The organism is Streptomyces sp. NPDC058674 (genome assembly GCF_042716505.1).
GTDB lineage: Bacteria > Actinomycetota > Actinomycetes > Streptomycetales > Streptomycetaceae > Streptomyces.
In genome coordinates this window covers 12,714-38,988 of sequence record NZ_JBHXSC010000021.1, presented here as the reverse complement: position 1 = coordinate 38,988, position 26,275 = coordinate 12,714, and the positions used below count along the sequence as shown (strand labels likewise).

At 73.3% G+C, this 26,275-nt stretch carries 25 protein-coding genes and 1 pseudogene; 9 read left to right on the top strand and 17 right to left on the bottom strand.

Annotated features, from left to right (window positions below):
* Nucleotides 1–7 precede the first annotated feature (7 nt).
* The 3 genes from ACFWU6_RS13735 to ACFWU6_RS13725 are packed head-to-tail and all read right to left on the bottom strand — an operon-like array spanning nt 8 to nt 2,092.
* Nucleotides 8–1,108 (bottom strand): iron-containing redox enzyme family protein, encoded by a 1,101-nt coding sequence (locus ACFWU6_RS13735; RefSeq protein WP_383980939.1) that lies wholly within the window; start codon nt 1,106–1,108, stop codon nt 8–10.
* Nucleotides 1,105–1,422 (bottom strand): CDGSH iron-sulfur domain-containing protein, encoded by a 318-nt coding sequence (locus ACFWU6_RS13730; protein WP_383803711.1) that lies wholly within the window; start codon nt 1,420–1,422, stop codon nt 1,105–1,107. The genes ACFWU6_RS13735 and ACFWU6_RS13730 overlap by 4 nt, the downstream gene beginning before the upstream one ends.
* Nucleotides 1,406–2,092, bottom strand: a complete 687-nt coding sequence (locus tag ACFWU6_RS13725) for a HemK2/MTQ2 family protein methyltransferase (protein ID WP_383980937.1) — start codon at nt 2,090–2,092, stop codon at nt 1,406–1,408. The genes ACFWU6_RS13730 and ACFWU6_RS13725 overlap by 17 nt, the downstream gene beginning before the upstream one ends.
* Before the next feature lie 525 nt (nt 2,093–2,617).
* Here ACFWU6_RS13725 and ACFWU6_RS13720 point away from each other — a divergent pair.
* Both ACFWU6_RS13720 and ACFWU6_RS13715 read left to right on the top strand, forming a co-directional pair.
* Nucleotides 2,618–3,235, top strand: a complete 618-nt coding sequence (locus ACFWU6_RS13720) for a pyridoxamine 5'-phosphate oxidase family protein (protein ID WP_383803762.1) — start codon at nt 2,618–2,620, stop codon at nt 3,233–3,235.
* A gap of 116 nt (nt 3,236–3,351) precedes the next feature.
* Nucleotides 3,352–3,993: a sortase domain-bontaining protein gene (locus ACFWU6_RS13715; protein WP_383980935.1), complete on the top strand. Its 642-nt coding sequence runs from the start codon at nt 3,352–3,354 to the stop codon at nt 3,991–3,993.
* Between the two features lie 99 nt (nt 3,994–4,092).
* On the opposite strand, the gene ACFWU6_RS13710 is transcribed toward ACFWU6_RS13715, so the two are convergent.
* Complete coding sequence (locus tag ACFWU6_RS13710; protein ID WP_383980933.1) at nt 4,093–4,491, bottom strand: SsgA family sporulation/cell division regulator; 399 nt, start codon at nt 4,489–4,491, stop codon at nt 4,093–4,095.
* A 235-nt stretch (nt 4,492–4,726) separates the two neighbouring features.
* Nucleotides 4,727–5,257, bottom strand: coding sequence for a hypothetical protein (locus tag ACFWU6_RS13705; RefSeq protein ID WP_383803719.1), 531 nt, complete (start codon nt 5,255–5,257; stop codon nt 4,727–4,729).
* Between the two features lie 340 nt (nt 5,258–5,597).
* On the opposite strand from ACFWU6_RS13705, the gene ACFWU6_RS13700 reads away from it, so the two are divergent.
* Nucleotides 5,598–6,632 carry a helix-turn-helix transcriptional regulator gene (locus ACFWU6_RS13700; protein ID WP_383980931.1) on the top strand — a complete coding sequence of 345 codons (1,035 nt, stop codon included), beginning with the start codon at nt 5,598–5,600 and terminating at the stop codon, nt 6,630–6,632.
* Here ACFWU6_RS13700 and ACFWU6_RS13695 read toward each other — a convergent pair.
* On the bottom strand, nt 6,623–7,624 hold the full coding sequence (locus tag ACFWU6_RS13695; protein ID WP_383980929.1) for an SDR family oxidoreductase: 1,002 nt from the start codon (nt 7,622–7,624) through the stop codon (nt 6,623–6,625). The genes ACFWU6_RS13700 and ACFWU6_RS13695 overlap by 10 nt on opposite strands.
* Before the next feature lie 120 nt (nt 7,625–7,744).
* Nucleotides 7,745–9,331 (bottom strand): DUF6056 family protein, encoded by a 1,587-nt coding sequence (locus ACFWU6_RS13690; protein ID WP_383980927.1) that lies wholly within the window; start codon nt 9,329–9,331, stop codon nt 7,745–7,747.
* 315 nt (nt 9,332–9,646) lie between these two features.
* Between ACFWU6_RS13690 and ACFWU6_RS13685 the strand changes: the two genes are divergently transcribed.
* On the top strand, nt 9,647–11,122 hold the full coding sequence (locus ACFWU6_RS13685; RefSeq protein ID WP_383980925.1) for a hypothetical protein: 1,476 nt from the start codon (nt 9,647–9,649) through the stop codon (nt 11,120–11,122).
* A 41-nt stretch (nt 11,123–11,163) separates the two neighbouring features.
* Here the strand turns inward: ACFWU6_RS13685 and ACFWU6_RS13680 are convergent, their stop codons facing one another.
* From ACFWU6_RS13680 to ACFWU6_RS13655, 6 genes are all read right to left on the bottom strand, one after another.
* Nucleotides 11,164–11,649, bottom strand: a complete 486-nt coding sequence (locus tag ACFWU6_RS13680; protein ID WP_383980923.1) for a hypothetical protein — start codon at nt 11,647–11,649, stop codon at nt 11,164–11,166.
* 189 nt (nt 11,650–11,838) lie between these two features.
* Complete coding sequence (locus tag ACFWU6_RS13675) at nt 11,839–13,974, bottom strand: PIG-L family deacetylase (RefSeq protein ID WP_383803730.1); 2,136 nt, start codon at nt 13,972–13,974, stop codon at nt 11,839–11,841.
* A gap of 416 nt (nt 13,975–14,390) precedes the next feature.
* Nucleotides 14,391–16,442: an ATP-binding cassette domain-containing protein gene (locus tag ACFWU6_RS13670; protein WP_383980921.1), complete on the bottom strand. Its 2,052-nt coding sequence runs from the start codon at nt 16,440–16,442 to the stop codon at nt 14,391–14,393.
* A gap of 363 nt (nt 16,443–16,805) precedes the next feature.
* Nucleotides 16,806–17,501, bottom strand: a complete 696-nt coding sequence (locus ACFWU6_RS13665) for a recombinase family protein (RefSeq protein ID WP_383980919.1) — start codon at nt 17,499–17,501, stop codon at nt 16,806–16,808.
* A 104-nt stretch (nt 17,502–17,605) separates the two neighbouring features.
* Nucleotides 17,606–18,268 (bottom strand): response regulator, encoded by a 663-nt coding sequence (locus ACFWU6_RS13660; RefSeq protein WP_383803735.1) that lies wholly within the window; start codon nt 18,266–18,268, stop codon nt 17,606–17,608.
* Nucleotides 18,265–19,434, bottom strand: a complete 1,170-nt coding sequence (locus ACFWU6_RS13655) for a sensor histidine kinase (protein WP_383803737.1) — start codon at nt 19,432–19,434, stop codon at nt 18,265–18,267. Before ACFWU6_RS13655 ends, ACFWU6_RS13660 begins: the two co-directional genes overlap by 4 nt.
* Before the next feature lie 132 nt (nt 19,435–19,566).
* Between ACFWU6_RS13655 and ACFWU6_RS13650 the strand changes: the two genes are divergently transcribed.
* The gene (locus ACFWU6_RS13650; RefSeq protein WP_383803739.1) at nt 19,567–20,478 is read left to right on the top strand and encodes an ABC transporter ATP-binding protein; all 912 of its coding nucleotides are present in this window, start codon (nt 19,567–19,569) and stop codon (nt 20,476–20,478) included.
* Nucleotides 20,475–21,338: an ABC transporter permease gene (locus ACFWU6_RS13645; protein WP_383803741.1), complete on the top strand. Its 864-nt coding sequence runs from the start codon at nt 20,475–20,477 to the stop codon at nt 21,336–21,338. Before ACFWU6_RS13650 ends, ACFWU6_RS13645 begins: the two co-directional genes overlap by 4 nt.
* 7 nt (nt 21,339–21,345) lie before the next feature.
* Here the strand turns inward: ACFWU6_RS13645 and ACFWU6_RS13640 are convergent, their stop codons facing one another.
* The gene (locus ACFWU6_RS13640) at nt 21,346–21,777 is read right to left on the bottom strand and encodes a Tn3 family transposase (RefSeq protein ID WP_383803743.1); all 432 of its coding nucleotides are present in this window, start codon (nt 21,775–21,777) and stop codon (nt 21,346–21,348) included.
* 82 nt (nt 21,778–21,859) lie between these two features.
* Nucleotides 21,860–22,150: pseudogene (locus ACFWU6_RS13635) on the bottom strand (DUF4158 domain-containing protein); the annotation flags it as partial.
* 343 nt (nt 22,151–22,493) lie between these two features.
* Here ACFWU6_RS13635 and ACFWU6_RS13630 point away from each other — a divergent pair.
* The gene (locus ACFWU6_RS13630; RefSeq protein WP_383803745.1) at nt 22,494–23,138 is read left to right on the top strand and encodes a dihydrofolate reductase family protein; all 645 of its coding nucleotides are present in this window, start codon (nt 22,494–22,496) and stop codon (nt 23,136–23,138) included.
* 52 nt (nt 23,139–23,190) lie between these two features.
* On the opposite strand, the gene ACFWU6_RS13625 is transcribed toward ACFWU6_RS13630, so the two are convergent.
* Nucleotides 23,191–23,529: a YciI family protein gene (locus ACFWU6_RS13625; protein WP_383803747.1), complete on the bottom strand. Its 339-nt coding sequence runs from the start codon at nt 23,527–23,529 to the stop codon at nt 23,191–23,193.
* Nucleotides 23,530–23,648: 119 nt separating this feature from the next.
* Nucleotides 23,649–25,214 (bottom strand): FAD-dependent oxidoreductase, encoded by a 1,566-nt coding sequence (locus tag ACFWU6_RS13620; RefSeq protein ID WP_383803749.1) that lies wholly within the window; start codon nt 25,212–25,214, stop codon nt 23,649–23,651.
* 214 nt (nt 25,215–25,428) lie between these two features.
* Between ACFWU6_RS13620 and ACFWU6_RS13615 the strand changes: the two genes are divergently transcribed.
* Together ACFWU6_RS13615 and ACFWU6_RS13610 are read left to right on the top strand one after the other, a co-directional pair.
* Nucleotides 25,429–25,704 (top strand): isoamylase early set domain-containing protein, encoded by a 276-nt coding sequence (locus ACFWU6_RS13615; protein WP_383803751.1) that lies wholly within the window; start codon nt 25,429–25,431, stop codon nt 25,702–25,704.
* Nucleotides 25,705–25,794: 90 nt separating this feature from the next.
* A complete protein-coding gene (locus ACFWU6_RS13610) occupies nt 25,795–26,211 on the top strand; it encodes a CBS domain-containing protein (RefSeq protein WP_383803753.1) in 417 nt (138 codons plus the stop codon).
* The last annotated feature ends 64 nt before the right edge of the window (nt 26,212–26,275 follow it).

Here is a 26,275-nt window from a genome sequence, read left to right as displayed (position 1 = left end):
GGCCGTGTCACGGGGCGGACGGCGGTACGGGCGCGGGCGCGGGTGTGGGCAGGGGCTTGCGCAGGGCCGACCTGCCCTGGTCCCAGGCGGCGCGCAGGTGGTCGGCGAGGCGGTCCTCCAGCAGGAGGGTCGCCGCGCACCCGAAGGCGACGTCCGCCTCCAGGTGCGGTTCGTCGGCCAGCAGGCCGCCGATGACCTCGTGGCGGACCACCTGCTCGTGGACGGCGTCCGCCTCCACGTGCTCGGCGTAGAAGTGTTCGGCCGCCGGTCCCGCTCCGCAGCGCCGCATGGCTGCGGCCAGGCGCCGGGAGCCGGGGGAGGAGGTCACCTCCACGCAGGCGAAGTGCCCGACGAGCGCCCCGCGCCGGGCCCGGTGCAGGCCGAAGAGGGACATCAGGTTGACGGTGGCCAGCAGGGGCGCGGGCGCCTGGTCGAGGTAGCACCCGTACGCGGTGTCGAGGCCGAGGTCCGCCATCAGATCGGCGAAGAGCCGCGCGTGGATGCGCTCGGGGTGCCCCGCGCCGAACTCGTCGTACTCGATGGCCACCATCGCGGCCTTGGCCCGCCCGGTCAGGCGCGGGACGACCCAGATGTGCGGGTCGGCCTCCTTGAGGTGGTAGAGCGACCGCAGCGCCGCGTACTCGCGCAGGTGCCAGAGTTCGCCCTCCTTCTCCAGACGGTGGCTGAGGCTGCCGCCCAGGTCGACCGGTTCGACGAGGAGCGGGGCGAAGGCCTCCTCCACGGATCGGGGGGCGTCGGCCAGGTCCGTCCGCAGCGCGTGCAGGAACCGGGCCTCCAGGGCCTGCCGCAGGCGGAGCAGGTCCGCGTCCCATTCGCGGTCGTCGCCGACGTCGCGGAAGCCCCGGTAGTGAAGTTCGTACAGCAGGTACAGGGCCAGCTGCAGGTCCTCGCCCCAGGGGTCGGCCCTCAGGACGGACGCGGTGGCGTAGGCGGGCGGCGCGCCGGTGCGCAGGGCCTCCACGACCGCGGCGGAGAGGCCGCCGCGGGGCTCGGCCAGTTCGGGGCCGCGGGCTGCGGAGGGGACGGTGCAGGTCGCGGCGGGGCCGACGGCGGCGGTGGCGGTGGCGGTCGGGCCGGCCCGGTTCATCGCGGGTTCCTGTCGTCGGGCGCGGGTGCGGGTGCGGGCGTCGGTGTGTGCGTCGGCGCGGCCGCGGGCGTGGGCGCGGTGCGTTCGCGGGGGCGGTGGCTGGTGTCGCACCAGGGGTAGGTGCGGCTGCGGCGGCAGGTGCAGACGGCGACCACGAAGCGGTCCGAGCGGGCCAGCGTCCCGTCCTCCCTGACGATCTCCACCGGGCCCTCCACCAGGACCGGCCCGGAGCGCTCTACGGACACCCGGCGGGCCTCCCGGCGCCCGGGCCCGGCCGGCTCGGGGCCGGGGGTGCGGTCAGTTGTTCCGGGCACGGATGATCACCAGCTCCTCCTGCTCGTCCCCGCTGTCGGCCAGGCCCCGGGCCTGCAGCCAGGCCCGGCGCGAGCGGAGTACCGGGCCCCAGGGCACCGAGGCGCGGGCGGTCACCTCTGCCGCCAGACCGGCCCGCTCCAGGTGGTCCAGCGTCTTCTCGGCCCCGCACATACCGGAGTGCACCATGAGCAGGACACCTCCGGGGCGGAGCAGGGCGGGGGCGTCGGCGCAGATCCGGTCGATGACGTGCCGCCCGTCCGTGCCCGCGTCCCAGGCCCGCTCCGGGCCGCGCGAGGGGATCCGGGCCTGGGGCGAGGGGACGTAGGGCGGATTGGCGAGGACCATGTCGAAGCGGCGGCCGCGCGTGCGGACCGCGAAATCGCCGTGCAGCACCTGCAGCGGCAACCGCTGTCGCAGGGCGTTGAGCCGGGCGGTGGCCACGGCGGGCCAGGACACGTCGACGGCGGTGACGCGGGCTCCCTCGGCGGCCGCGGCGAGCGCGAGGGCGCCCGTGCCGGTGCCGATCTCCAGGAGCTGCGTCGTCGGGCCGAGGTCTTCCAGAGCGAGGGCGTCCCTCAGGAGCCGAGTGTCGGCCTGCGGCCGGTACACCCCGGGCAGCGAGATGATCGCCTGCGTGGTCGTTCCCCTGGTCAGGGCGGTACTGGACAACGGTCACCTCCAGATCGGGACGCCTCCTGCGGCGCGCTCACGCCGTGGCATCCGTAGGGGGCGACTACCCCCGCCCGGGCCGGCCACTCCTCGCGCCGCCGATCTTCGCAGGGCGTGGCACGGGGCACGTGCGGTTACTGTCCCGCGGCGAGCGCCCGGCGGTGGAGGCACGCGGCGGTGGAGACGCCCAGGAGACAACAGGCGGGGGAGGGGCAGCACGCGCACGCGGCACGTGCAAGCGGTGCGGTGCGCCGGACGCCGCGTGCGCCGTGTGCAGACCTCGGCCGACCTGGAACGAGGAGCTCTACGCCGTCCACTCCACCCGGCAGGCGGCGGCGGAGGCGTACTGTGCCCCGTGCTCCTCCGGGGTGTTCGCGCCGAGCACACGGGCGGGGCGCGCCGCCGTCGTTCCGCAGGTGCCGTGTCAGACCGGCGCACGGAGGGCGAGCAGTAGGGTGGCAACATCCTGAGCATCAGTCAGGCGGACGAGTGACACATGGGGGTGGCGCCGTGGACACGGCGGGAATGGTGGAGATCGGCAGTGAGGCTGAGCTGCGGGAGCTGCTCGGTCCACCCACGGCGACTGCCGCGGGCAAGACGCGGACCTCACTGCACGAGCACGACAAGCAGTGGTTGGCGCGGTCCCCGTTCTGTCTGCTCGCCACGGCGGGGTCGGACGGCTGGTGCGACGCGTCGCCCAAGGGCGATCCGCCCGGCTTCACGCACGTGCTCGACGACAGGACGATCGCCATCCCGGACCGGCCGGGCAACCGCCGTGCCGACAGCTTCCACAACATCCTCGCCAACCCCCGGGTGGGCATCCTGTTCCTGATACCGGGACGCGGAGACACCCTGCGGATCAACGGCCGGGCACGGCTGGTCCGCGAGGCACCGTTCTTCGACCGGATGGTGGTCAAGGGACACCGACCCGTACTCGCTCTCGTGGTCGAGATCGAGGAGGTCTTCTTCCACTGCTCCAAGTCCCTGATCCGCTCCGCACTGTGGAAGTCGGAGAGCTGGCAGCCCGGAGCGGTCCCGTCCCGGGCGAGGATCGCGAAGAGCATCGAGCGCCCCGGTGAGGCACTCGAAGACCTGGAGCGCCACTACGGCCCGCAGTACGAAGAGCGCCTGTACCAGGGTTGAGTTCCTCCACCCACGCCCCGGGCTGCCGCGCGCACCGCCGTGTGCCAGGCTGGAACGAGAGCCAACCCGCGCCGGGTTCGCCCCGCGTGGGCCTGTCTATCCCCCCGGATGTCGCCATGACGAAGCGCCCCGCCCTCCGTACCGCACCGACCCTGCTCGCATGCGCCGCCCTCGGCGTCCTGCTGGTGTCTCCCGCCGCGCCGGCCTCCGCGTCCGGCCCGGCCGCGGCTCCAGCCCGCGCCGTCACCGGCGTCCAGGCGGCCACACTGTCGATACCCGCCATCGGTGTGTCCGGGCTGCCCGTGGTCCCGTACCCGGGCAGCCCCGACGACGCTCCGGGCACGCGTATCCAGGACCGGGGCGCGGCCGCGAGCCCGTACGGCCCCGCGGGCGGGGTCGGCCCCGGGGACGTGGGCAACTACATCGTCACCGGGCACCGCGTCACCGCGGGCGGCCCGCTGCGGGCGCTTCCGTCGCTGCCGGTCGGTGCGTCGGTGAACGTCACCGCCGACGGCGTGACCTACCGGTACACGATCACCACGACCCGGACCACGTCCTTCCGGTCCGAGGCGTCGAAGGCCGCGCAGCGCGCGGCGGTGCCGGGCTCACCGGGTGCCGTGCCCACCCGGGCGATGATCACCGTGACCACGTGCCTCACACCGGAGGACGACGCCGCGGGCAACTTCTGGCGGGACGCGCAGAACAACCCGGAACACCGCCTCGACAAGATCGGCGTCCTGACGGCCACGGAGCGCTGACCGGGGCAGCGCGTCCCGGCGCGGGGTGCGGTTGAGCTGCGGGACCGTTGTGGCGCATCCGGTCTTCGGCGCAGGCGCCCCGTCGGGGGCCGCCGTTTGTCAGCGTGACAGGAGTTCCGCCAGGAAGGCGTCGGCGTCGAAGAACTCGGAGCCCGGGGCTGCGACGGCGTACGTTTCGTCGAGGAAGCCGGCGACCGCCGGGGCGTCGACCATCAGGACCGCGCTCGTCCCGTCGGCGGAGTCGCGCAGCCCGATCCGGAGGGCTTCGCCGCCTTCCGTCCGGTGCGGACGGAAGGTGACGTCTCCTTCGCCCACGGGGTGGTGCAGCCCCTCGGCCAGCATCTGGCGGTCGAAGCACCAGTGGGGAAGGACGGTGTGCTCGGTGAAGAACTGGGCGCTCACCGCGAACGGGTCGGTGCGGTCGTAGGAGAAGCGGCCGAGGAGGGGGACGCCGCCCCCGTCGGCCGTGTGCAGACGGACGGCGATCAGGGCGGACACACGGGACAGCAACAGGGCCTCCGGGGGTGAGCTACACGGCCGACGCCCGTATTCCCCTTCTTCGGGCGGCCACACTGCTCCAACCGAACGAACCGCTTCGGGGGCGCTCGCCGGAGCCGGTGTGGTGACGGACCACGGCGTGGAGGCCGGCCGCGGGATGCGGCCGGCCTCCATGTGCGAACGCTCGTCACACGGCCGGCGGCTGTCCGGGCCGGACGTGGGACGGGTGGGGTGGTCAGACGGGCGTACCCGGGATCTCGGTGAAGCCGGGGGCGCACGCGGTGGGCAGGGTCGACGGCGTGAACGGCGTCCCGCTGGCAGTGGTGCAGCGGGCCTGGTGGAGCGTGCCGTCGCTGGACAGCAGGGTGATGAAGAGGTTGCCGGGGTCTTCCTCGGTGACCGCGACGGAGGTGTCGAAGGTGCACCTCGGCGCGCCGTCGAGGAGGCCGAGGTTGATCCAGACTCCGGGGTTGCGGCTGTCGTTGAGGAACGCGTGGCCCTGGCGGTCGGTCGCCGCGCGGAACACGGTCTCGAAGAGGCCGCTGCTGGAGTAGTCGACCACGGTGGAGCTGACGTCGCGTTCCGTCGAACATCCGCGGTTGTCCGACCCGGCCGGAGTGGTGGCGGGGGCCTTGGCGGGGGCCTTGGCCGGGGCACCCTTGGGGTCCGGGCCCTGAGCGGCCGCGGACGGTACGGCGAGTGCCCCCAGGAGCAGGGCTCCCGACAGAGCGGCGACGGTCCGCGCAACCCCAGCAAACGTCCTCATGTGCTTCCTTCCGGTGAGTGCGAGCCCGCCCCCCGACCCGCGGAGGGCGAGTTCATGGTGTCCGGGTCCGACCGGCGCCGATCCGCACCCCGTGGCAACCGGACCAGGCCGGGAAGCCGCTTGGGCGGAGGGATTTCAGAGGGACGGCGTCCGCGTCGGCCCGTGTTCGGAAGTGAACCTCCCACGCCCGGCACGCGGATATCCGTACACCGTTCCGAACCGTCACCCGCACGGGGTGCGGTGCGGAACCGAATGGACGCTTGGGCGACCCGGTGCTCGGAGAGCCGGTGGGCGAGGCACTCGCCGTGGCGCCCGGCGCCCGGTCCGCGATGCTTGAGCCATGCGCGCCGCCCGCCTGATCCGCATGGCCCTCCTCGTCCAGTCGAGTCCCGGCCTGACCGCCGCCGCCCTCGCCCGTGAACTGGAGGTCTCCGAGCGCACGGTGATCCGCGACGCGCAGGCACTGCAGGACGCGGGCGTTCCCATCCGGGCCGAGCGCGGCCGTACCGGCGGCTACCGCCTGGCGCCCGGCTACCGCACCCGGCTCACCACCCTCCGTCCCACCGAGGCGGAAACGCTCTACCTCTCGGGACTTCCCACGGCCCTGCGCGACCTCGGCCTGTCCGACGCCGCGGACGGGGCCCGGCTGAAGCTGGCGGCCACCATGCTCCCGTCCCTGCGCGCGGCGGCCGAGGCGTCGGCGCGCCGCTTCCACCTCGACGCGCCGGCCTGGTTCCGGGAGCCGTCCGCGCCCGAACTGCTGTCGGAGCTGGCGCGCGCCGTGTGGTCCGACCGCACCGTCGAGCTGGCCTACGCACGGCCGGGCCGGGACGGCGCGCCGCCCCGCACGGTCACCCGCCTGCTGGAGCCGTACGGACTCGTGCTGAAAGCAGGGGTCTGGTACGTCGTGGGCCGCCTCCCGGAGGAGTCGGCGGGGCGTGACGGGGGCTGGCGCACCTACCGCGTCGACCGGGTCACGGCGCTCGGCCCGGCCCCCGGCGGCGACGGGCCCTTCGACCGCGTCCCGGCCTTCGACCTGGCGGCGCACTGGCGGGCCCACTCCGCCAGCTTCGCCCGCGCCCTGCTGCGGGCGACCGTCACCGTACGCCTGACCGAGCGCGGTCTGCGCCGCCTGCCCGCCGCGGTGGACCCGGCCGGGGTCGCGGAGGCGCTGGCCTCCGCGACCGCACCCGACGCCGCCGGGCGCGTCACGCTCGACCTGCCGGTGGAGTCCCACGACGTCGCCTTCGGCCAACTGACCGGCCTGGGCGCGGACGTGGAGGTGCTGGCCCCGGCCGGCCTGCGCGTCCGCTTCCGCGAGCACGCGCGGGCCCTCGCCGCCCTGTACGGGACCGCGCCGGAGGATCAGCGGTAGTCGTCGGCCGAGCCCCCCTTCCCGCCGTACACCACGTCCTCGAAGTAGCCCCAGGCGTCCGGCCGACTGCCGTCCACGTCCCGTAGGCCGTAGGCCCGGGCGAGCTCCGCGCTGGAGGTGGACTTCCCGTTCCACCGGGCTGCCCGGTCCGGGTCGGCCGCGAGCGCGGCGACCCCGCGGGCGAGGTAGTGCGGCGACTCGGCGACGGCGAAGGCGGGCTCCCGGGCGACGGCGTCGCGCCAGTTCTCCTCGGACACGCCGAAGTGTCCGAGCATCTGCTCCGACCGCAGGAAGCCGGGGGTGACGGCGACCGCCGTGCCCCCGTACTCCGCCAGCTCCTCGCCCAGGCCGAAGGCGATCCGGATCGGGGCGTTCTTGGCGAGGTCGTAGTAGAGGTTCTCGCGGTAGCGGCGATTGGAGACCGCCGTGCCGTCGGTGACCTCCACGTGCAGCGGGGCGTCCGAGCGGACCAGGAGGGGGAGGGCGAGCGCCGCGGTGATCACGTGCGAGCGCACCCCCAGTTCCAGGATGCGCAGCCCGTCGGCGAGCGGCGTCTCCCAGCTCTTCTTGCCGAAGACGGAGTCGGAGAGCAGGTGCTCGCCGCCCCAGAGGTCGTTGACGAGGATGTCGAGCCGCCCCTGTTCCCGGTCGACGCGCTCGACGAGGGCCCGCACCCGGCCCTCGTCGAGGTGGTCGGTGGGAACGGCGATGCCGGTGCCGCCGGCCGCCGTGACCAGCTCCGCGGTCTCCTCGATGGTCTCCGAGGCCCGCCCGACCTCACTGACCCGCTCGCGCGTGGTGCGGCCGGTGACGTACACGGTGGCGCCGGCGCGGCCCAGCTCGACGGCGAGGGCCCGCCCCGCCCCGCGGGTGGCGCCGGCGACGAGCGCGATCCGGCCGCGGAGCGGGGATTCGGTACGGACGCGCCGGGTGCCGGTGTCCAGGTCTGCGCCTGCACCTGTGTCTGTGCCTGTGTCTGTGTCGTTTCGCATGTCACCACCGTCCACGCCAAAGGTGACAGTCCACGTCACCTTTTCCCGAGCGCCCCGAAGCTTTTCCCGCCCACCCCGGAGGGGGACGCGTCGTCGGGCGCCCGTCGGCCGGTGCACCGCTCAGCGGCGGTGGATGCGCTCGACGCCGTACCACCGGGCCACGCACGCGGCGACCCAGTCGCGGTCCTGGCTCCGCGTGAAGAAGGGCTCGGCGAGGCTGGCGATGTGCAGGGGCCGGTAGCCCACGTCGGCGGCGCCCCGGGCGGTCTCGGAGCGGATGCGCGCGTCCTGGGCGTCCCAGGCCGCGGAGCGGGCGACCGTGGCGGTCGTCAACCGCTGGACGGTGGGGACGAGCGCGGCCGTCGAGACCAGCGCCAGGCAGCCCGCCGCCAGGGCGCCGGCCGCGAGGACCGCGTCCGTGCGGCCGGCCGGGAGCCGGCGGCCGCCCCGGGCGCCGAACAGCGCGTCGTAGCCGCACAGCGCGCGGCCGCCCCTGGCGCCGAGCAGTGCGCCGTAGCCGCACAGCGCCAGCTCCATCGGCACCAGGTAGCTCGTCCAGGCGCGGGCGTACGTCCACCCGCTCGGGCCGTACCCGCTGCGCAGGCCCACCACCACGGCGAACGAGCCGAGCACCACCACGGGCACCGGGAGCAGCAGCAGAGCGACCAGCGTCTTGCGCGGGACCGGACGCCCCGGCTCCCGCCGTGCGGAGCCCGGCCCGCGGAGCCCGCTCGCCAGGCCGAGCAGGACACCCGCGGCGGCGGCTCCGAGATAGGCCCACTGGCCGGTGACGGAGCCCCACATGTGCAGCCAGTCCTGCGCGGCGCCCCCGAGCTCGCCCGCGGAGAGCGGGGACGCCTTCTCCGGCTGCTGGGACCGGCGCCACCGGGCGCCCGGTGAGGTGTAGAGCACGACCAGACCGCAGAGGAGGCCGGAGCACCACAGCAGACACCAGGTGAACGGACGCCGGCTCCGCGCCAGGCCGAGGCGCGGCAGGGAGAGCAGCCCGACCCCGGCGGCCAGCAGCCCGCTGACGAGCGCGAACGGCTCGCTCAGTGTGCCGAGTGCGAAGGCGGTGAGGAAGGCCGAGACGAGGCCGGCCGCACGGACGTCGGCACGGGGATGGGGGACCGTCCGGACGGCCAGCAGGAGCGCCCACAGGCCGATGACGCTCGGCAGCGTGTGGGAGATCGTGGCGGGGGCCCACAGCAGCACCTGGTAGCTGCGGGTGCCCCCGAAGTAGATCAGCGCCTGGACGACGAGGGCGCAGGCGGTCAGCACGAGGACGCGGGGCCGCCCGCCGAGGAGCCGGACGAAGTGGCACCCCAGCAGCACCAGTGCGGCGGTGAAGGCCACGGCGATGACCGTCGGAAGGATCTTGGTCCCGGCCGGCCCGCCGCCGTAGACGACACCGCTCAGGAAGGCGTTGGCGATCCGGCCGTTCTGGGTCAGGTAGAAGTCGGACGTGATGCCGAGGACCCCCAGGTCACGGGCCTTCCACGCGGCGCACCAGTCGTCGGACGTGGGTCGTACGTACAGACCGAGGAAGCACCCGACGGCGATCAGGGCTCCGGCCGCCGCGACGAGCGTCGCCCCGGCCGCCGGGAGCACCCCGCGCAGGAGGGGGCGGCGACCGGATCTCCGGCCCGCCGCTGAGGGAGGGGGGCGGACGTCCTCGTCCTCGTCCTCGACCGCAGCAGTGCTCATTCGCCACCCCTTCGCAGCGGGTCCGGACCGCAGGGCCGGCGCGGGTGCTCGCCGACCGCGGTGATCCCACGGCCCGCGAGCACCCATGATGTGCACGGTTCGCGGGCACCGGCATCCCGGGTGCGCCAGGCCGGGGACGCCGGCCGGGGACGCGGAGGCGGCGGCGCGGCTGCCGCCGGGCGGGCCGCGAGCAGGACCCGGCCGCCCGAACGACCCGCTCACCCGGGCGGCGGGCGTTCCGTGGCGGCCTCCGCACGGCTCTCCCAGGATGGGGAACCGGGGTCCGCTCGTGCGGGCCCTGCGGAGGGAGTGGCCATGCCCGGAGTCCGGCTCGGCCGTTGGGCGGCCGTCACGGCGGTCCTGGCGGGCGTCGCCGTCCCCCTGTGCGCCGCGGGCCAGGAGGGCGGGCGGCCTTCCGGCGAACCGCGGCCGGTACTGGTCCGGCCCGTGGGCCACCAGAGCCGCGGCGAGGCCGAGGGCCGGTACGCGCCCCAGCCGATGGCCGCCGTTCCCGCCGTCGGCCTCCTGTCCAACGCGACGGCCGCCGAAGGCGTCCCGCCCTCCCTCGCGACCGGCGCGCGGTACGTCGCCGGGAGCAACGTCCTGCGCCTGGCCTCCGGCCGGTGGATGTTCCTCCCGACCGCCAGGACGGCGGCGACCGTCGTCGCACCCGACCACCTGCCGGCCTGGTGGCAGATCGCCCGGAGCCGCGCCTGGCTGGCCTCCGGCCGCATCCCGGGCAGGTCGCCCGCCCAGCGCACGGCGGCCGAGCGGGCCCTCCTGGCCATGCGCGCGCTGCTCCGGCCGAACGGCGCCATGGCGGCGGGGTGGAGTCCCGGCTGGAAGTACTCCTGGCCGCGCGACTCCAGCTTCGCCTCCGCCGCGTTCGCACGCACCGGACACGACGCCGAGGCCTACCGGATCCTCCGCTACAGCGCCGCGACCCAGCGCGAGGACGGCACCTGGGAGGCGCGGACGAAGCTCGACGGCTCCGGCCCGCCCGACGGCAGGCGGTGGCAGCTCGACGCCAACGGCTGGGTCCCCTGGGCCGCCTGGCAGTGGTACCGGACGGCCCCGCAGGCCACCCGCCACCCGCGGCTGACCGCCCTGTACCCGATGATCCGCAAGGCGGCCGACCGCGCGGCGGGCTCCCTGCGGGCGGACGGGCTGCCGCCGGCCTCCCCCGACTACTGGGAGCTGATGACGTCCAGCGCGAACATCGGCACGGCCGCGCCGCTGCTCGCCGGACTCAACGCCTCCGCGGACCTGGCCCGGGAGATGGGCCGGCCGGACGACGCGGCACGCTGGGCCCGGGCGGCGCAGCGGCTCTCCTCCGGGATCTCCGCGCGGTTCGCGTCCCTGGGCTACCAGCGCACCGTCGACGGACGGCACGGCCGCGACAGCGCGGTGGCGTTCATGGCGCCCCCCTTCAACGAGGCCCCCGCCGACCTGCCCGCGGCACTGGACGCCACGTACCGGGCGCTGCTCCTGCCCAACGGCGGGCTGACCCCGGGGAACGACCGCTCGGCGCCCTGGGGCGGGAACGCCTGGACGCCCAGTACGGCCTTCTTCGCCCTCGCCTGGGCCGCCACCGGAAGGCCCGCGAAGGCGGAACGGGTCCTGGACTGGGTCCTCTCCAAGAGGAACGCGCTCGGTGAGCTGCCGGAGAAGGTGGACAGGGAGGGCAGGCCCGACTCGGTCGCCCCGCTGGCGTGGACGGGCTCGATCGTCGTCCTGTCCCTCGTGGCCCTCGACGGTACGCCGCTGCCCGCACCGCCCCTGCCGCGGTAGCGGCGCCGCGCGGCCGACGGCGGCTCAGACCCGACAGCGGCTCAGACGGGCTCGGTCCCGTCTCCCGGCGGCGGAGCGGTGCGCAGCCGCTCCAGCTCCGCCAGGAGGTGCCGGTAGGCGAGCCGTTCGGCCGCCACCGCCCGCTCCAGGGGGAGGTGGTGCGGATCGCGGAGCGCCCGGGCGCGCGCCGCGGCGGCGAGGCGGACCTCCCTCGCCCGTTCCACCCCGTTCCTCGCTCCGACGTACGCGCCGTCGAGGAGCTCGTGGTCGAGCACCTCGACGAAGGCGCGCTCCGCCAGGGCGTCGAGCCGCTCCAGGTCGCCGGCGCAGGCCTGCGGCGCCCCGGAACAGCCTCCCTCCAGGGCCCGGGACAGCGAGCCGAGGGCCGCCCCGAGCTCCGGGTACCCCCAGGCCGGCGCGGCGTCGTTCCTGCACCCGGTGGCGAGGACCGCCAGTACGGCGACGGCGGCCGCGGCGCGGACCGTTCCCGGTCCCGTACGGCCGCGCACGGTGGAGCAAGCGGTCATGGGAGTCCCGATCGCCGGTGGCCAGGGAGGGGGGGCAGGGGGCAGGGGTTCCGCGGGCCGGCTCGTCACCGGCTCGCCACCCGGTACGTCGCCCCGGGTACGCGTCCCGCGCGCACGTGCCGCGCGGTCAGGAGTCGGACGCGGCCCGCCGCCCGGCGCAGGTCCGGCCGCCATCGTCACCCGCGCCGGTCAGCGCTGCCACCCGGAACCCGCGCGCCCGGCCTGCGCGACCGCGGGCGGCTGGACCGCCCGGTGCCACGGCGAGGAGGGCGGGAGGTTGCCTGCCGGCTCCGCCCCGGCCGGGGGAGCGGTCATGACGTGCAGGCCGGCGTCCAGGCCGAGGGCGGCGGCGACGGCGGTGCCGTCCGATGCGGCCACGGCCGAGGGCGCGCCCGTGTAGAGCATCCGGGACGCGTACCAGGACGGCGCACCGCCGGGGCCCGCGCCCGACACGCCGATCGCGCCCGTCCCCGCGCGGCCCGCGAGGAGGGGGCCCGCGACGCCGACCGCGCCGTAGCCGCCCTCGCCCCCCGCCTCGGTGGCCGGGGAGAACGTCGGCGCGGGGCCGCTGCCCGCGGTGGCCAGGGTGCTCCCGACGGCGCCCGTGCCGGGGCGGCGGAAGTACAGGCGGACGCCGTCGCCCTGCGGGGTCGCCGAGAGCGGACCGGTGGTCGCCGGCAGCCCGGTCGGGAAGGGACCGCCGAGCGGGGCGCCCGGAGCCGGCTGGACCCAGGCCAGCACGGTGCGGTCCGTGGCCGCGTAGACGTGCCGCCGTCCCGCTGCGTCGGTCGCCGTCACCGGTTCGCCCAGCAGACCGCTGCCGCCCAGGGCCTGCCAGGCGCCGAAGGGGCCGTCCGGGGTGTCCTGGGCGCGGGCGCGCAGGGCGCCCCGGGAATCGCGTACGTACACGGTCGTCCGGCCCGCGCGGTCCGCGGCGACCGACGGTGCGCTGATCGCCGAGGTGCCGGAGAGGTCCTCCGTGTCGGGGGTGCCCAGCGACCGCCAGGGGCCGAAGGCGCCGTCGGGGGTGGCCTGGACCGCGTACACGAGGTCGCGCGCGTACTCCCCGGGCGCGGACCCCAGGGTGGTGCGGGTGCCGAGGACGGCGATCCTGCCGTCCGGGAGCCGGGTGGCCGCCGCGCCCGCGTCGATGCCGGCGCCGGGGAGGAAGCGGGGGCCCTGCCAGGCGGCCCCGGACCCGCCGCGCGACCAGTACGCCATCCGGCCGTCGAGGACGGCGAAGGCCCACAGCCGGCCGGCGACGCCCTCGGTCATCCAGGAGGTGCCGTCGCCGCGGCTGTAACGGATCGTCCGGTTCCACCCGGCGCCGGTGGGCCGGGTCGCGGTCTTGCGGTCGCCGCAGCCGGCGGGGCTGCCGCACCAGTCCTGGTGATCCGTCCAGGCGTAGGTCTTGAGGTAGCCGAGCTTCTCCTCGGCGGCCTGCGGGCCGAGCGTCGGGGGCAGGGAGCTGGTGGGGTAGCTCACGTAGTTCTGCACCGAGAAGTGCGGCCGTCCCGGGTGCCCCGCGTAGCGTTCGGCCGCGGCCTGCACGAAGCGGGCACCGTACATGTGGTCCTGGTGGTCGAGGAAGGCGCCGCCGCCGGGCGACCGGCCGGGGGTGGGGTCCTGCGTCCGTATGGTGGTCGGGCGGTACCGCGCGAAGACGCCGGCGATGGCGTCCACGGCCTGCTCCTTCGTGTACGAGAAGGAGGACTCGACCGGGGTCCCGGAGGACAGCTGGGCGCCCAGGGCCGGCACCCTGCCGTCCCACAGGCCGCGGAGGCTGTCCGGGTTGTCGCCGGAGATGCTGCGCGCCTCCCGGAGCTGCATCCACACCAGGTTGACCTCGGGCCTGGCGACGAGGACGTCGACCTCGGCGCTTCCCCCTCCGGCGGTCGGCAGGGAGGTGCGCCGCCAGGCGCTGGTGCGTTCCCCGGTGGCCATCTGCGCGTAGGCCGCCCGTATGCCGTTCTGCCGGGCCTCCGCGTAGGCGGCGTGGTCGGCGGGGCGTGCGGGGTCCTCCAGGTGCGGGCCGTGGGCCTCGTTCCTGCCGTCGGACTCGCCGGAGGTCAGGTAGACGGTGGCGACCTTGACGCCGGCGGATATGGAGCGGCTCACATCGGGGTTCATGAAGAACAGGTCGTCGTCGGGATGCGCGACCACCTGGAGGACCGCGCCCTCGGTCACGCTCGGGCTCAGGCCCGCCGCTGAGGCCTTCGGCTGCGGTGCGTTCTCGTTCCCGTAGGCCCAGGTCGTCACCCCGGCGGCGCCGACGGTGAGCGCGGCGAGCAGGGCCGCGAGACGGGTGCGGCTGGCCAGGGACATCGAGAACGCCTTGGGGGATCGGTCCGGTGCGGAATTCCGCGAAGGGGGGTGGGCCGGTGCCCCGATGGCTCCACTTGGCTCCGGAGACGACCGGGCGCGATTATGCCCGGCGCGTTTGTGGCTGACACACCCTCAAGAGGCATATGAAACCAAAGCAGGTTGAATGGGTCATATTGCCTGTACGTCCCTTTTGTCATTGCTTGTGAGGTGTCTCGAGGAGTCGCGAAACGCCCCCGCCCCTCGCCCCGGCGCCTGACCGCACGGCGCGAGGAGGCGAGTTGCCCCGCCGGAGGGTGCGCCCGGGACAGGGCGGTGTGTGAGCGACGTCTCAACTGATGCGCCGGGGGCGCGCAGGGGTGCTGGTGCGCGCTCGGGACGACGGAGGCGGCCGTCGCCCTCGGCGCCGGTCCTGGAGGTCACCAAGGCTCCGCCGCCCTGGCTTCCGCGGCGCCGTCGCGCTGGGCGGGGAGGCTGTCGGCGAAGGCCGCCGCCTGTACGAGGTACGCGTCGCGGAAGGCGCCGGTGCCGGTCCCCGCGTCCATCAACTCGGCGAACGTCCCGGATTCGGCGACCCGGCCGTCCTTGAGGACGTGGATGACGTCGGCGTGCCGGACGGAGTGGAGCCGGTGGGTGATGAGCACGATGGTCTGACCGGTCGCGGCGAGGGCGCGGATCTGGTCGAAGACCTTCTGTTCGGCGACGGCGTCGAGCGCGCTGGTCGGCTCGTCGACGATCAGGATCTGCGCGTCCTTGTACTTCGCACGGCTGATCCCGATCTTCTGCCACTGGCCGCCGGAGATCTGGTGCCCGCCCCGGTAGCCGCGCGCGAGGAGGGTGCCCATGCCTCGCGGCAGACCCGCGAGGACGGTGTCGGCACCGGAGTAGGCGGCCGCCGCCTCCACAGCCGGGTCGTCGATCGGGCTGGTGGGACACCCGATGCCGACGTTCACCCGGAAGGTGAACGGCCAGTGGTAGAAGGACTGGGACATCAGCGCGACCCGGGTGAAGATCTGCCCGCGGTCGGCCCTGGCGGCGTCGACGCCGTCCCACCAGATGGTGCCGGCTCCCGCGTCGGGCAGGTACAGCCCGGCCAAGAGCTTGATCAGGGTGGACTTGCCCGAGCCGTTCTCCCCGACCAGGGCGATGACCTTGCCCATCGGGAAGGCGAGGGACACTCCGCGCAGGGTCGGCTCGGGGGTCTGACCGGCACTGCCCGGGTAGGTGAACGTGACGTTCTCGAAGCGCACCTCCCGCAGCCGCTCCGGCAGCGCTTCGCCCGCGGCCGGAATGGCCCGGGCCTCGGCCTCCGTGCACAGCCGCTCGTAGTCGGCCACGAACAGGGACTCCTGGTGCAGGTCGGTGATCTGCAGGACCAGGGAGTCGAGGCTGGACGCACCGGTGCGGATCGCCAGGACGGCCGTGCCCGCGACCGCCAGTTCCATGGACCCGCTCCACAGCAGCAGCCCCAACGCCCCGTACGTGAGCAGGGTCGCGAGGCCGCCGGCGCCGTCGGCGATCAGTCCGATCCGGGCGGCCCTGCGGGCCAGGCGGGTCTGTTCGCGTTCGCTGGTCTCGGCCATGTTCCGGAAGTGGGAGAGGAGGAACGGCCCGACCTCGTGCACCCGGACCTCGGCAGCGGCGTCCTGCTCCGTCAGCAGCTGCCCGAGCAGGTGTCCGGCCCGGGCGTGCTGGACGAAGGTGTGGAAGGAGATGTAGCGCTGCTTGGAGATCGTCAGGGAACTCCAGGCGCTCGGCAGGGTCATCAGGACCAGGAGGGGCAGCAGCGCCGGGTGCAGCACGGTGAGCACACCCGCCGCCGCGATCAGGGAGATCGCCGAGTTCAGGGTGTTGGTGCAGTAGCGGATCATCCGGCGCGCCGAATCGGCTCCGTACCGGGCGGCGTCGAGCAGCCGGTGGAACTCGTCGTCCTCGATCGCCGCGAGCTCCACCCGGTGCACCAGCCCCAGGTACCGCTCCGTCGCGACCCGCTGCACCTTGGGCTCCAGCGTGCCGGTCGCCGCCGTCGACGCGGACCGCAGCAGCGAGCCGAACAGCGCGGTGACGGCGACCACCGCCAGCGCGGGCACCGCGCGGGTGAGGCGTTCGTTCGTCGGGCCGGCGGCCAGGACGTGGCCCAGGACGCTGTTGACGGCGACCAGCCCGACGGCTTGGGCGATGCCGCGCCCCAACTCGGCGGCGACGACCACCCGGAGCGCGCGGGCGTCGGCGAGGTGCGCGAGCCGCACCCCCATCCCGACCAGGCGCGGCAGGCCCGTCGCCATCGTCCACAGGCCGAGCTTCAGCCAGGCGCCCTCGTGCTGCCCCCAGCCGATGTCGTACGCCAGCTCCCCGCCGAAGAGGAGCCGCTCGGAGTCCGACACGTCTGGCGTGGCCGGCGTATCCGGCGTATCCGGCGTGTCCGGTGCGGCCGGGGTGTTCGAGGGGGTGGGCTCCTGGTCGTCCGTCATGCCCCCCACCCCGTCACCGGTCGGGTCGAACGGCGGGCCCAGGCTGCGTCGTCGGCAGCGGCAGGATGCATGAGGTCCTCCGGAGGTCGTGTCGCTGGAGGCAGTGAGTACAGCGCAGGCCGCAGGCCGGAGGAACGGGATCTGGCCGACCTCGCGGCAGGGGCCGCCCCGGCCCGGCCACTGATCGATCCGGGCTCCCGCCGGGCTGCCGGGGCGGCGGCCGGCGGAGGTTGGCCGGAAGCCGCCGGTGCGGGGGGCGCGTCGGCGCAAACCCCTTGCAGTCCCCCCGGCGGAGGACCCCGGCTGCCGGGGCGACCGGGAGGCGGAGGACTACAGCCGCTACCACCACCGGTGCCGAGCGGGTCACCCGAGACATCGAGGCTGCGGTCGAGGTTGGGGTTCAGCCAAGGCGAGCCCAGAAGGGGCAGTGGGATGATCTTGGCGAATCACCAGTGCGGTTCGGCGAAAGCATCCACGGCCGGGTCGTGCTCGTCTTCCTGTCCGTCCTGATCGGTCCCGGCTCCGAACTGGAGGGCTCCGCCCTTCGTCCGGCGCGGTCCGGGGATCACCGGGTGCCCGCTTCGAGCTGTGCCGGAACGCGGCCACCCGCAGCTCTTGCAGGTCGGGGATGTGGTTGTAGAGCGTGCCGGGGCTCACGCCGAGGAGCTTGGCGATCGAGGCGATCGAGTGGTCGGGGTTGGGCAGCATGTCGCGGGCGGCCCGGATGATGTCGGCGTTGACGACGCTGGGCCGCCCGCCCACCTTTCCCCGGGCGCGGGCGGCGGCCAGGCCCTCGCGGGTGCCGGAGACGATCAGCTCGCGGATGAACTCGGCGAGCGCGGCGAAGACGTGGAAGACGAGTCGGCCGCCGGGGGTTGTGGTGTCCAGGTTCTCGTGCAGCGAGGTGAACCCGATCTCCCGCTTGCGTAGTTCGCCGACCATGGCGATCAGGTCCTGCAGGGAGCGGCCGTAGCGGTCGAGGGCGGGGACCACCAGGGTGTCGCCCGGGGCGAGGGAAGGCCCTGGGGGTCTCCTGGCGGTCCGCCCAGCGATCTTCAATAAGCGTTGGTTTTGCTGAAGCATGGGGAGCGAAGCCGGCCGCTACAGCGATCTTCATCGCCGCCTAGGGTGGCCCGTCGCTGGCCTGATCGCGCGCGCAAACCTCACCGTGGGGGCGCGACCAGGCCCCTCTCGTAGGCGAGGATGACGAGCTGCACCCGATCACGTGCGTCGAGTTTCGTGAAGAGCCGTGCGAGGTGGGCCTTGGCGGTTGCCACGCTGATGGTGAGCTCTTCGGCGATCTCGGCGTTGGACAGGCCGCGGCCGACGAGGGTCAGGACCTCTCGTTCCCGGTCGGTGATGCCGTCGACCACCGCCCGGCGGGTAGTGGCGGCGGGTTCGGGCCGTGCCGCGAACTCCTCGATGAGACGACGGGTGACTCTCGGAGCTATGAGGGCATCTCCGGCGGCGACGACCCTGACCCCGTCGAGGATGGTCTTCAGCGGCATGTCCTTGACGAGGAAGCCGCTCGCTCCGGCGCGAAGCGCTCCATAGACGTACTCGTCGTCGTCGAAGGTAGTGAGGACGAGGACGCGGGTCTTCGACTCCGGATCCGCGTTGATCCGGCGGGTGGCCTCGATGCCGTCCGTACCGGGCATGCGGATGTCCATGATGGCGACGTCCGGCCGGAGCCGTTGGACCAGTTCCACCGCCTCGGCACCGTCCCCGGCCTCCCCTGCTACCTCCAGGTCGGGGGTGTCGGCGATGAGGACGCGCAGGCCGGAACGGATCAGGGGTTGGTCGTCGACCAGAACGACACGGATCATCGGCCTGCCTCCACAGGCACCGGAAGCCGAGCCGCCACGCGGAAGCCGCCTTCCGGACGCGGCCCGGCGCTGAACTCGCCGTGCAGCAGACTGACCCGTTCGCGCATTCCGGCGATGCCGTATCCGGATTCTGCGACGGTGCCACCCGCGCCGAGGTCGACGATATCGACGGCCAGTTCGTCGGGGCGGTAGTCGACCGTGACGCTGCAGTCCCGGGTGCCGGAATGCCGCACGACGTTGGTGACCGCCTCCTGGACGATGCGGAAGGCTGCCAGGTCGACATCGGAGGGCAAGTCGCGGCGTTCCCCCCGCCACCGGACGTCGACCCGGACACCGGCGGCCGCGGTCTTCCCGACCAGCTGACCGAGGGCGGCCAGACCAGGGAGCGGATCCAGCGGCGCGGACTCCTGGTCACTGCGGCGCAGTGCGCCGAGCATCCGCCGCAGGCCGGCGAGGGTCTCTCTGCTGGTGGCCTCGATGGCATCCAGCGCTTTGCGCGTCTCGGCGGGCTGGGTGTCCATGACCAGACTGCCCACGCCGGCCTGGATGGCGATGATGCCGATGTTGTGGGCGACCATGTCGTGCAGCTCCCGGGCGATCCGGAGCCGCTCGGCCGTGACCGCCTGCTGCGTGGCCTGGGTGCGTACCGTGTCCGCGTGTGCCCGGTCCTGATGGATCGTGTTGCCGATCAGCCAGGCAATGACGACGGTCGACGCGAGGGCGGCCGGCACGGAGAGGTTGAAGAAGTACCCGCGTCCCAGCCGCCAGACCGTGTACGCGGCCAGCACACCGACCGGGAGCACGGCCGCGAAGACCGAGACCCGCCGTGAGCGGGTCGCCGCGGTGTAGCCCACGGCCGCGTCGGCCAACAGGAAGAGCACGACCGGCGTCGCCCGCACCGGCATCCCGAGCGAGAACACGGCGCCCGCGAGCGCGATGGCCACGGCCGCCAGCGGCGCGCGGAACAGCAGCAGCGCGCCCAGGGTCGTGACGACGGCGGTGACCAGCAGCGGTGCGTCCTCGATGTTGCCGTTGTACCGGAGCAGACGCTGCAGCTCGTCCGGCCGCTGGAACGTGCGTACCAGGATGAGGGCCGACCAGAAGGCCGCCACCCACACACCCGGTGGCACGCGTTTGAACAGGGGTGGATGAGGAGTGGCGATCATCAGCCGATCCTATCGACGCGCTCCCACCAGGGCATTGGCCCACGGGCGTAATCCCCCGGGCTACCAGCAGGGCTCACGAGTGTGAACCACCGGCCGATGCCGGCTCCTTGCCCTCCCCGGCAGCGTGGACCCATGATCGAATCCACCCGGCTGACCAAGCGGTACGGCGACACCGTCGCCGTCGACGACCTGACCTTCACTGCGGAACCGGGCAAGGTCACCGGCTTCCTCGGCCCGAACGGCGCCGGCAAGTCCACCACACTGCGGATGATCCTGGGCCTGAACGCCCCCACCAGCGGGGCCGTCACCGTGGACGGGGTTCCCTTCTCGCACCGCCCGCGCGGACTGCGCCACGTCGGCGCGCTGTTGAACGCCCAGGACGTCCACGGCGGACGCAGCGCACAGGCGCACCTGTCCGCCCTGGCGCGCAGCAACCGCATCCCGCCGGCCCGCGTGGACGAGGTCCTCCAAGAGGTCGGGCTGGCCAAGGCGGCGCGGCGCCGGATCGGAGGGTTCTCCCTCGGGATGAAACAGCGTCTCGGCATCGCGGGCGCCCTGCTCGGCGATCCCCCGGTGCTCCTGTTCGACGAGCCCCTGAACGGTCTGGACCCCGAGGGCGTGCTGTGGGTGCGCGGCCTCTTCCGCCGTCTGGCGTCCGAGGGCCGCACCGTGTTCGTCTCCAGTCACATGATGGCCGAGATGGAGCACACCGCCGACCGGCTCATCGTCATCGGGCAGGGCCGGCTGATCGCCGACGAAAGCCTGGAGGACTTCTCAGCCCGCCACGCCTCCCTGGGCGTGACCGTGCGCACGCCCGACCTGGCGGCCCTGGAGAGCCTGGTGATCGCCGAGGGCGCGTCGGTGCGCCGCGAGAGCGACCAGGCGGGCCGGGTCACCGGCCTGACCGCAGCCCGGATCGGCAACCTCGCCCACCGGCACCGCATCGTGCTGCACGAGCTCGCCACCCACACCTCGTCCCTGGAGTCGGCGTTCATGTCCCTCACCGCCGACAGCGTCGAATACCTCGCAGGAGAAGCCCGATGAGCACCACCATGTTCTCCGGCACCCGGCCGTCCGAGAGCGCCGCCGAACCGGTGGTTAGGTTCGTCGACCTGCTCTCCTCCGAGTGGATCAAGATGCGGTCCCTACGGTCGACCTACTGGGTGCTCGCGCTCAGCGCCGTCGTCGCCATCGCGATCAACGTGAACGCCGTTCACTCCGACCTGACGTACATCGACCAGCCGCATCCCCCACTACCCGGCCTCCCTCCCTACAAGTACGACCCGCTTTTCCACGGTCTGAGCAGCATCGCGGCCGATGTCATGGCACTGGCTGCGGCCAGCTTCGGCGCCATCACGGTCTTCGGCGAGTACGCCACCGGAATGATCCGCACCACGCTCGCCGCCGTCCCTGACCGGCGCGCGGTGATCACGGCGAAGGTGGCCCTCGTCACGGCGATCACGCTCGTCCTTGGTGTGATCGTCTCCGTGACGTCGTTCTTCACCACCAACGCGATGCTCGCCTCCCGCCACGTCGGACTCTCCATTCACGACCCGGGCTGCCTGCGGGCCGTCGCGGCATACGCGCTGGTCATCCCGGTCTGCGCGCTGATCGGCCTGGCGTTCGGCGCCGTCCTGCGACACGCCACGGCCTCGATCGTCGCCGTCGTGGGGATGCTCTTCATCCTGCCCATGCTCTTCGGGGGCGAGAGGTACAGGCTCTTGAAGGAGATCGGCAACCACCTGCCGCTGGCCGCGCAGGCCCGGCTGGCGCTGAACCCCGACGGCCACACCAGCCTGGGCGAATATCCGGCCACGATCACGGGTTCCTGGATCGCGCTCGCGGCCTGGGCGCTCGTCTCGGTGACCGTCGCCGTGATGGTCGTGCGGCGCCGGGATGTCTGAGGCCGACTCAACGGGCGGCCTCCGCCACGTCTTTGCCCAGCGCACTGAAGTCGACGTCGAGGTGGGCGTCGTAGGCGTCCGGGGTGATGCCGAGTTCGTGGGTGGAGTACTCGCCGAAACGCATGATGTGCTCGGTCAGGTACGGGGAGATCTGGGCCAGGTCGAGCGGGTCGATGACCTCGCCCTCAGCCTGCAGCTCGCGGACCACGTCCGCGATGTCCAGGGTGTTGTGGAAGATCACAAGATTGGCCGGCAGAGAGGTGAACTTCACGTCCTTCTCCTGCTCGACCGGGTCGTTCGCCCTCACGGTGCCGCGCTGTCCGAAGCGGACCCAGTCTGAGCAGCCTTTGAACGCCTCGACCTTGTTGGTCGCGGCCGTCACCCGGCCGCGCAGCGGGGCATCGGAAAGGTAGCGCAGCAGCTGGACCGTGCGGATCACCCGGCCGACCTCGCTCAGCCACCTTGCGCGCCGCTGGCCCGTCGTAGCGCATGCCGCACCGCTCGCGCACCACGCTTCGGTGGCTCTTGGCGGTCCGCTGGGAGGCGTACACCGGCAAGGTGGTCTCCGACAGCTCCATCACGCGCTGTACGAACTCCACGACCTGCTCCGGCACGTCCTCCTGCTTCGGGAAGAAGCCCATCCGCTGATACGACTTCAGAGCCAGCAGCAACGCGAGCTGATGCTCGTCGGAGTCCGTGACCTCCTCGGCCCAGGCCCGCTCCTCCTCGCCCGGAGTGAAGAACACATGCAGCTCGCGCGCGGTGATCAGCCGCTTGAACCGCGGATACGCGGTCCGCTCGATCGAAGTCATCCCACCCACCCGAGGCCCATCACTGGACGGACGCGTCCACGTGCCGGATCATCGGGGGAATCGAACCGGGGAAGATCAGAACCGCAGAATGGGCAACAGGGTCAGGCCCTCAGTGGTAGATCCGCAAGTGCAGCGGCTCGGATCTCAAGATCACCCCATTGCCCCTTTCGGGCTTATCTTGGCTGGACCCCAGGTTGCCGTGAGGAGTCGGCGCGGCTGCGGTGAGGCGAGCGGTGGCCACTGCGCCCGACCGGGTGAAGCCGGGTTCCGTCGTGGCGATGATTCCGTCGACGCTGGCAGGTCTATCTCTTGACGGGGACAACCGCTGCACCGGGAGTAAGCCATGGGACTCATCCACATCGAGCTTTTCGCGACCCTCGACCTCGTCGGGCAGGCGCCCGGCGGACCCGACGAGGACCCGGTGGGGTTCCCGTTCGGGGGCTGGCAGGCGCCCCTGCTGGACGAGGTCGCCGGAGCGCAGATCGGCGCCGCGTACGAGGGGACCGACGCCCTCCTGCTCGGCCGGCGGACGTACGACATCTTCGCCGCCCACTGGCCCCATCAGGAGGGAGGAGCGGACAACGAGATCGCCACGCTCTTCAACGGCGTCCCGAAGTACGTGGCCTCGCGCGGCAGGCCCGACCTCTCCTGGGCCGGATCCACGCACCTCGGCCCGGACCTCGCCGACGCGGTGCGTGAGGTCCGTGACCGGCACGAGCACGTCAAGGTCGTCGGGAGCCTGAACCTCGTGCAGACCCTTCTGCGCGAGAAGCTCTTCGACCGCCTCGACCTCTGGGTGCACCCGATCGTGCTCGGCGTCGGGAAGAAGGTTTTCGACGACGGCGCGGTGCCCGCCAACCTCACGCTCCTCGCGCCCCCGGTGGCCGGCCCGAAGGGCGCCGTGTACCTGCGCTACGGGCTCGCCGGAGGCATTCCCGCGACGGGGGACATGAGCGCACCCGACCGCGGCGTCGGAAGCGACGACTGAACCCGCACCGCACCCGGGGTCCCGGGCAGAACGGCCGAGCTGTCAGGTTCGTTCAGACGGTCGGGTCGTGCATGATCTCCCGGACCTCCTGCGCACAGCGACATGCGGCGGCGATCTTGGCAGCCCACTCCAGCGCGTCCTCGCGTGAGGGCACATCGATGACCGCAAACCCGCCGAGGACCGCCTTGGTCTCCGGGTACGGTCCGTCGGTGACGGTCCCGTCGGTGGCCACGACGCTCGCCCGCTGCCTCTCCAGTCCACCACCGAAGACCCATACAGCGGCTTCCCGAGCCTCCCGCACCACCGCGTAAGAGGCCTCGGCCACCTCGGGCAACTCCTCCTCGGGGAAGGTCATCGCGCCGTCGTCGAACGAGATCAGGTACCGAGGCATACATGGCTCCCTTGGCCGTCGGCCTCCTCCGGCCGCCTCTCACCCTACGACGGGCCCCTCCTCCGAGCTCGCATCGAGGCCGTCGCACAGCGCCCTGCCTGATCCCCGCGCGGCAGCGGTCAGAGCGTGTCGGTGTCCCGCTGTTCCAGCGGGTGCAGGGCAGGGCCCTGCAGGATCTCGCCGTCGATGCCGAACCGGGAGCCGTGGCACGGGCATTCCCAGGTCCGCTCGGCGTTGTTGAAGGCGACGAGACATCCGAGGTGGGTGCAGACGGCTGATACCGCGTGCAGCTCGCCCCGGTCGTCGCGGTGGACGGCGCAGGGCTTGCCGTCGGCGCGCACCACCGTGCCCTCGCCGGGGCGCAGGTCGGCGGCCGGGCCGTTGGACCCGTCTCCCAGGGCGTCGAGGCGGTCCTTCACGAAGTGCCTGCCCGTGTCCCACTGCGCCTTGAGGAGTTCCGGGGCCGCCCGCAGCCCCGATGCGAGGCGGCGGGGATCGTAGAACTCGGCCCACGGCTGCGGGTTCCCGGTGATCAGGGAGGTGAGGAGCTGCCCGGCCAGGACACCGCCGGTCATCCCCCAGCCCGCGAAGCCGGTGGCGGTGTAGACGTTTTCGGTCCCGGGACGCAGGGGCCCGATGAGGGGGACGGTGTCGGTGGCGCTGTTGTCCTGGGCCGCCCAGCGGTGGGTGACCTCGAAGCCGGGGAAGCGCTGTTCGGCCCACGCCTGCAGCCGGGCGTACCGGGCCTCGGTGTCCTCACCGGTACCCGGCGTGAAGGCCTCGCCGGTGATGATCAGCATGCGCTCGTTGCCGTTGCCGTTGCCGTTGCCGCTGTCGAGCGGTGCGGTGCGTACGGACCGCTTGCCGCTCTCGCTGGTGATGTACATGCCGTTCGGGTCGGAACCCGCGGAGACGGGGCCGGCGATGACGAGGTCGCGGTGCTGGGTGAGGCGTGCGGCCAGCAGCGCGTGGTCGAAGACGGGGTGGTGGGCGGCCAGGACCACGTGACGGGCGGTGACGGCTGCCCCCGTCACGGTGGTCAGGCGGCACGGATCACCCTCGTCGAGGCCGATGACGCGGGTGTTCTCGAAGATCCGGCCACCGCGCGCGACGACGTCGTCGACGAGTCCGCGCAGATACCTCAAGGGGTGGAACTGCGCTTGGTCATCGACCCTGACGGCGCCCGCCACCGGGTAGGGCAGGCCGGTTTCGGTGACGAAGGAAGCGCTCAGACCCGCCTCCCGTGCCGCCTTCGCCTCCGCCAGCAGCGCCGGTACACCGTCGGGATCCTCGCAGTAGGTGTAGGCGGGGCGACGCTCCCACGAGCAGTCGACACCGAGTTCCTCGGCCACTTCGACCACGTGGCGAAGCGCCGCGCTCTGCGAGGTCGCGTAGAGGCGGGCGGCCTCCTCGCCGTGTTGCGACGTCAGGCGGCTGTAGACGGCGCTGTGCAGAGCGGTGAGTTTTCCCGTCGTGTGACCCGTCACGCCCGCCGCGATCCGGCCGGCTTCGAGAACGGCGACGCGCAGGCCCGCGCGGGAGAGCTCCCACGCGGTGCTGAGACCGGCGATGCCCGCGCCGACCACGGCTACGTCCACTTCGGCGCTCGACGTGAGCGCGGGGAAGGCGGGCATGTCGACCGTCTGCAGCCAGTAGGAGTCGCTCGAATCGGATCGTCGCTTCATGCTTCGCGACTGCCCACGGAGCGGCCCTGTGATGCGCACCCGCGGCTGGTGCGCCCGGACGTTCCGGTGCGGTGGCGCCCGCACCGCTCCCGCGCTAGCCCCCGGACAGTGCTGGGCGGGTGAAGCTCACGCTGCCCGGCCGTGTCCGGGCATCGCGCGGCGGCGGCCGGCTGGAGGATGGCGCGACCATCCGTCCCTGTCACCAGGAGTCTCTGTGCTGGAACGCAAGCAGCTCAAGGACCGCATCGACGTCACGTTCGTCCTTCCGGCCGATGCCCCTCCCGGCCCCGTCAGCGTGGTCGGCGACTTCAACGACTGGCAGCCCGGTACGCACACCCTGGAGCCGCGCAAGGACGGCACGCGCGCGGTCACCGTTGCCCTGCCCGGCAAGAGCGTGCACTCCTTCCGCTACCTGGCCGCGGGCGACTACTGGTTCGACGAGGACCACGCCGATGGCCACGACGGCACCAACAGCCGCCTCCACACCTGATCCAGACCGGTACGGGGCGGGCCCCCGCCCCTCGTGTCCCCACGCCGGGCGCGCTCCTGCGCCCGGCCACCCACCGAAAGGAGCGGCCGGATGACCACGGCACGCGAGATCATGACGGAGGGCGCCGAGTGCATCGGCGCCGAGGAGACGGTCCTCGAGGCCGCGAAGAAGATGACGCGGCTGGAGGTCGGTGCCCTGCCGATCTGCGGCACCGACGACAAGCTCAAGGGCATGCTCACCGACCGTGACATCGTCGTGAAGGTCCTCGGAGCGGGCAAGGACCCCGCCCGGGTCACGGCCGGCGAACTCGCCCAGGGCGAAGCGGTCACCATCGGCGCCGACGACGACGCCGCCGAGATCCTGCGGACGATGAGCGAGCACCAGGTACGGCGCCTGCCCGTCATCGACGGCCACCGCCTCGTCGGCATCGTCGCCCAGGCCGACGTGGCACGCGCCCTGCCCGACCCGCAGGTGGCAGACCTCCTCCAGGCCCTCTCCGTCGACTAGTGCCGGCATCGGCCTGCGCCCCCTCTCCGAGCGCTCGAACCCGCTGCGGAGGGGGGTGGCGCCA

What these genes read in the sequence shown, in the direction of transcription:
- ACFWU6_RS13735 (WP_383980939.1), bottom strand. Translation starts at nt 1,108, where the DNA reads ATGAACCGGGCCGGCCCGACCGCCACCGCCACCGCCGCCGTCGGCCCC.
- ACFWU6_RS13720 (WP_383803762.1), top strand. Translation starts at nt 2,618, where the DNA reads ATGGTGGAGATCGGCAGTGAGGCTGAGCTGCGGGAGCTGCTCGGTCCA.
- ACFWU6_RS13715 (WP_383980935.1), top strand. Translation starts at nt 3,352, where the DNA reads ATGACGAAGCGCCCCGCCCTCCGTACCGCACCGACCCTGCTCGCATGC.
- ACFWU6_RS13705 (WP_383803719.1), bottom strand. Translation starts at nt 5,257, where the DNA reads ATGAGGACGTTTGCTGGGGTTGCGCGGACCGTCGCCGCTCTGTCGGGA.
- ACFWU6_RS13700 (WP_383980931.1), top strand. Translation starts at nt 5,598, where the DNA reads ATGCGCGCCGCCCGCCTGATCCGCATGGCCCTCCTCGTCCAGTCGAGT.
- ACFWU6_RS13695 (WP_383980929.1), bottom strand. Translation starts at nt 7,624, where the DNA reads ATGCGAAACGACACAGACACAGGCACAGACACAGGTGCAGGCGCAGAC.
- ACFWU6_RS13690 (WP_383980927.1), bottom strand. Translation starts at nt 9,331, where the DNA reads ATGAGCACTGCTGCGGTCGAGGACGAGGACGAGGACGTCCGCCCCCCT.
- ACFWU6_RS13685 (WP_383980925.1), top strand. Translation starts at nt 9,647, where the DNA reads ATGCCCGGAGTCCGGCTCGGCCGTTGGGCGGCCGTCACGGCGGTCCTG.
- ACFWU6_RS13680 (WP_383980923.1), bottom strand. Translation starts at nt 11,649, where the DNA reads ATGACCGCTTGCTCCACCGTGCGCGGCCGTACGGGACCGGGAACGGTC.
- ACFWU6_RS13675 (WP_383803730.1), bottom strand. Translation starts at nt 13,974, where the DNA reads ATGTCCCTGGCCAGCCGCACCCGTCTCGCGGCCCTGCTCGCCGCGCTC.
- ACFWU6_RS13670 (WP_383980921.1), bottom strand. Translation starts at nt 16,442, where the DNA reads ATGACGGACGACCAGGAGCCCACCCCCTCGAACACCCCGGCCGCACCG.
- ACFWU6_RS13660 (WP_383803735.1), bottom strand. Translation starts at nt 18,268, where the DNA reads ATGATCCGTGTCGTTCTGGTCGACGACCAACCCCTGATCCGTTCCGGC.
- ACFWU6_RS13655 (WP_383803737.1), bottom strand. Translation starts at nt 19,434, where the DNA reads ATGATCGCCACTCCTCATCCACCCCTGTTCAAACGCGTGCCACCGGGT.
- ACFWU6_RS13650 (WP_383803739.1), top strand. Translation starts at nt 19,567, where the DNA reads ATGATCGAATCCACCCGGCTGACCAAGCGGTACGGCGACACCGTCGCC.
- ACFWU6_RS13645 (WP_383803741.1), top strand. Translation starts at nt 20,475, where the DNA reads ATGAGCACCACCATGTTCTCCGGCACCCGGCCGTCCGAGAGCGCCGCC.
- ACFWU6_RS13630 (WP_383803745.1), top strand. Translation starts at nt 22,494, where the DNA reads ATGGGACTCATCCACATCGAGCTTTTCGCGACCCTCGACCTCGTCGGG.
- ACFWU6_RS13625 (WP_383803747.1), bottom strand. Translation starts at nt 23,529, where the DNA reads ATGCCTCGGTACCTGATCTCGTTCGACGACGGCGCGATGACCTTCCCC.
- ACFWU6_RS13620 (WP_383803749.1), bottom strand. Translation starts at nt 25,214, where the DNA reads ATGAAGCGACGATCCGATTCGAGCGACTCCTACTGGCTGCAGACGGTC.
- ACFWU6_RS13610 (WP_383803753.1), top strand. Translation starts at nt 25,795, where the DNA reads ATGACCACGGCACGCGAGATCATGACGGAGGGCGCCGAGTGCATCGGC.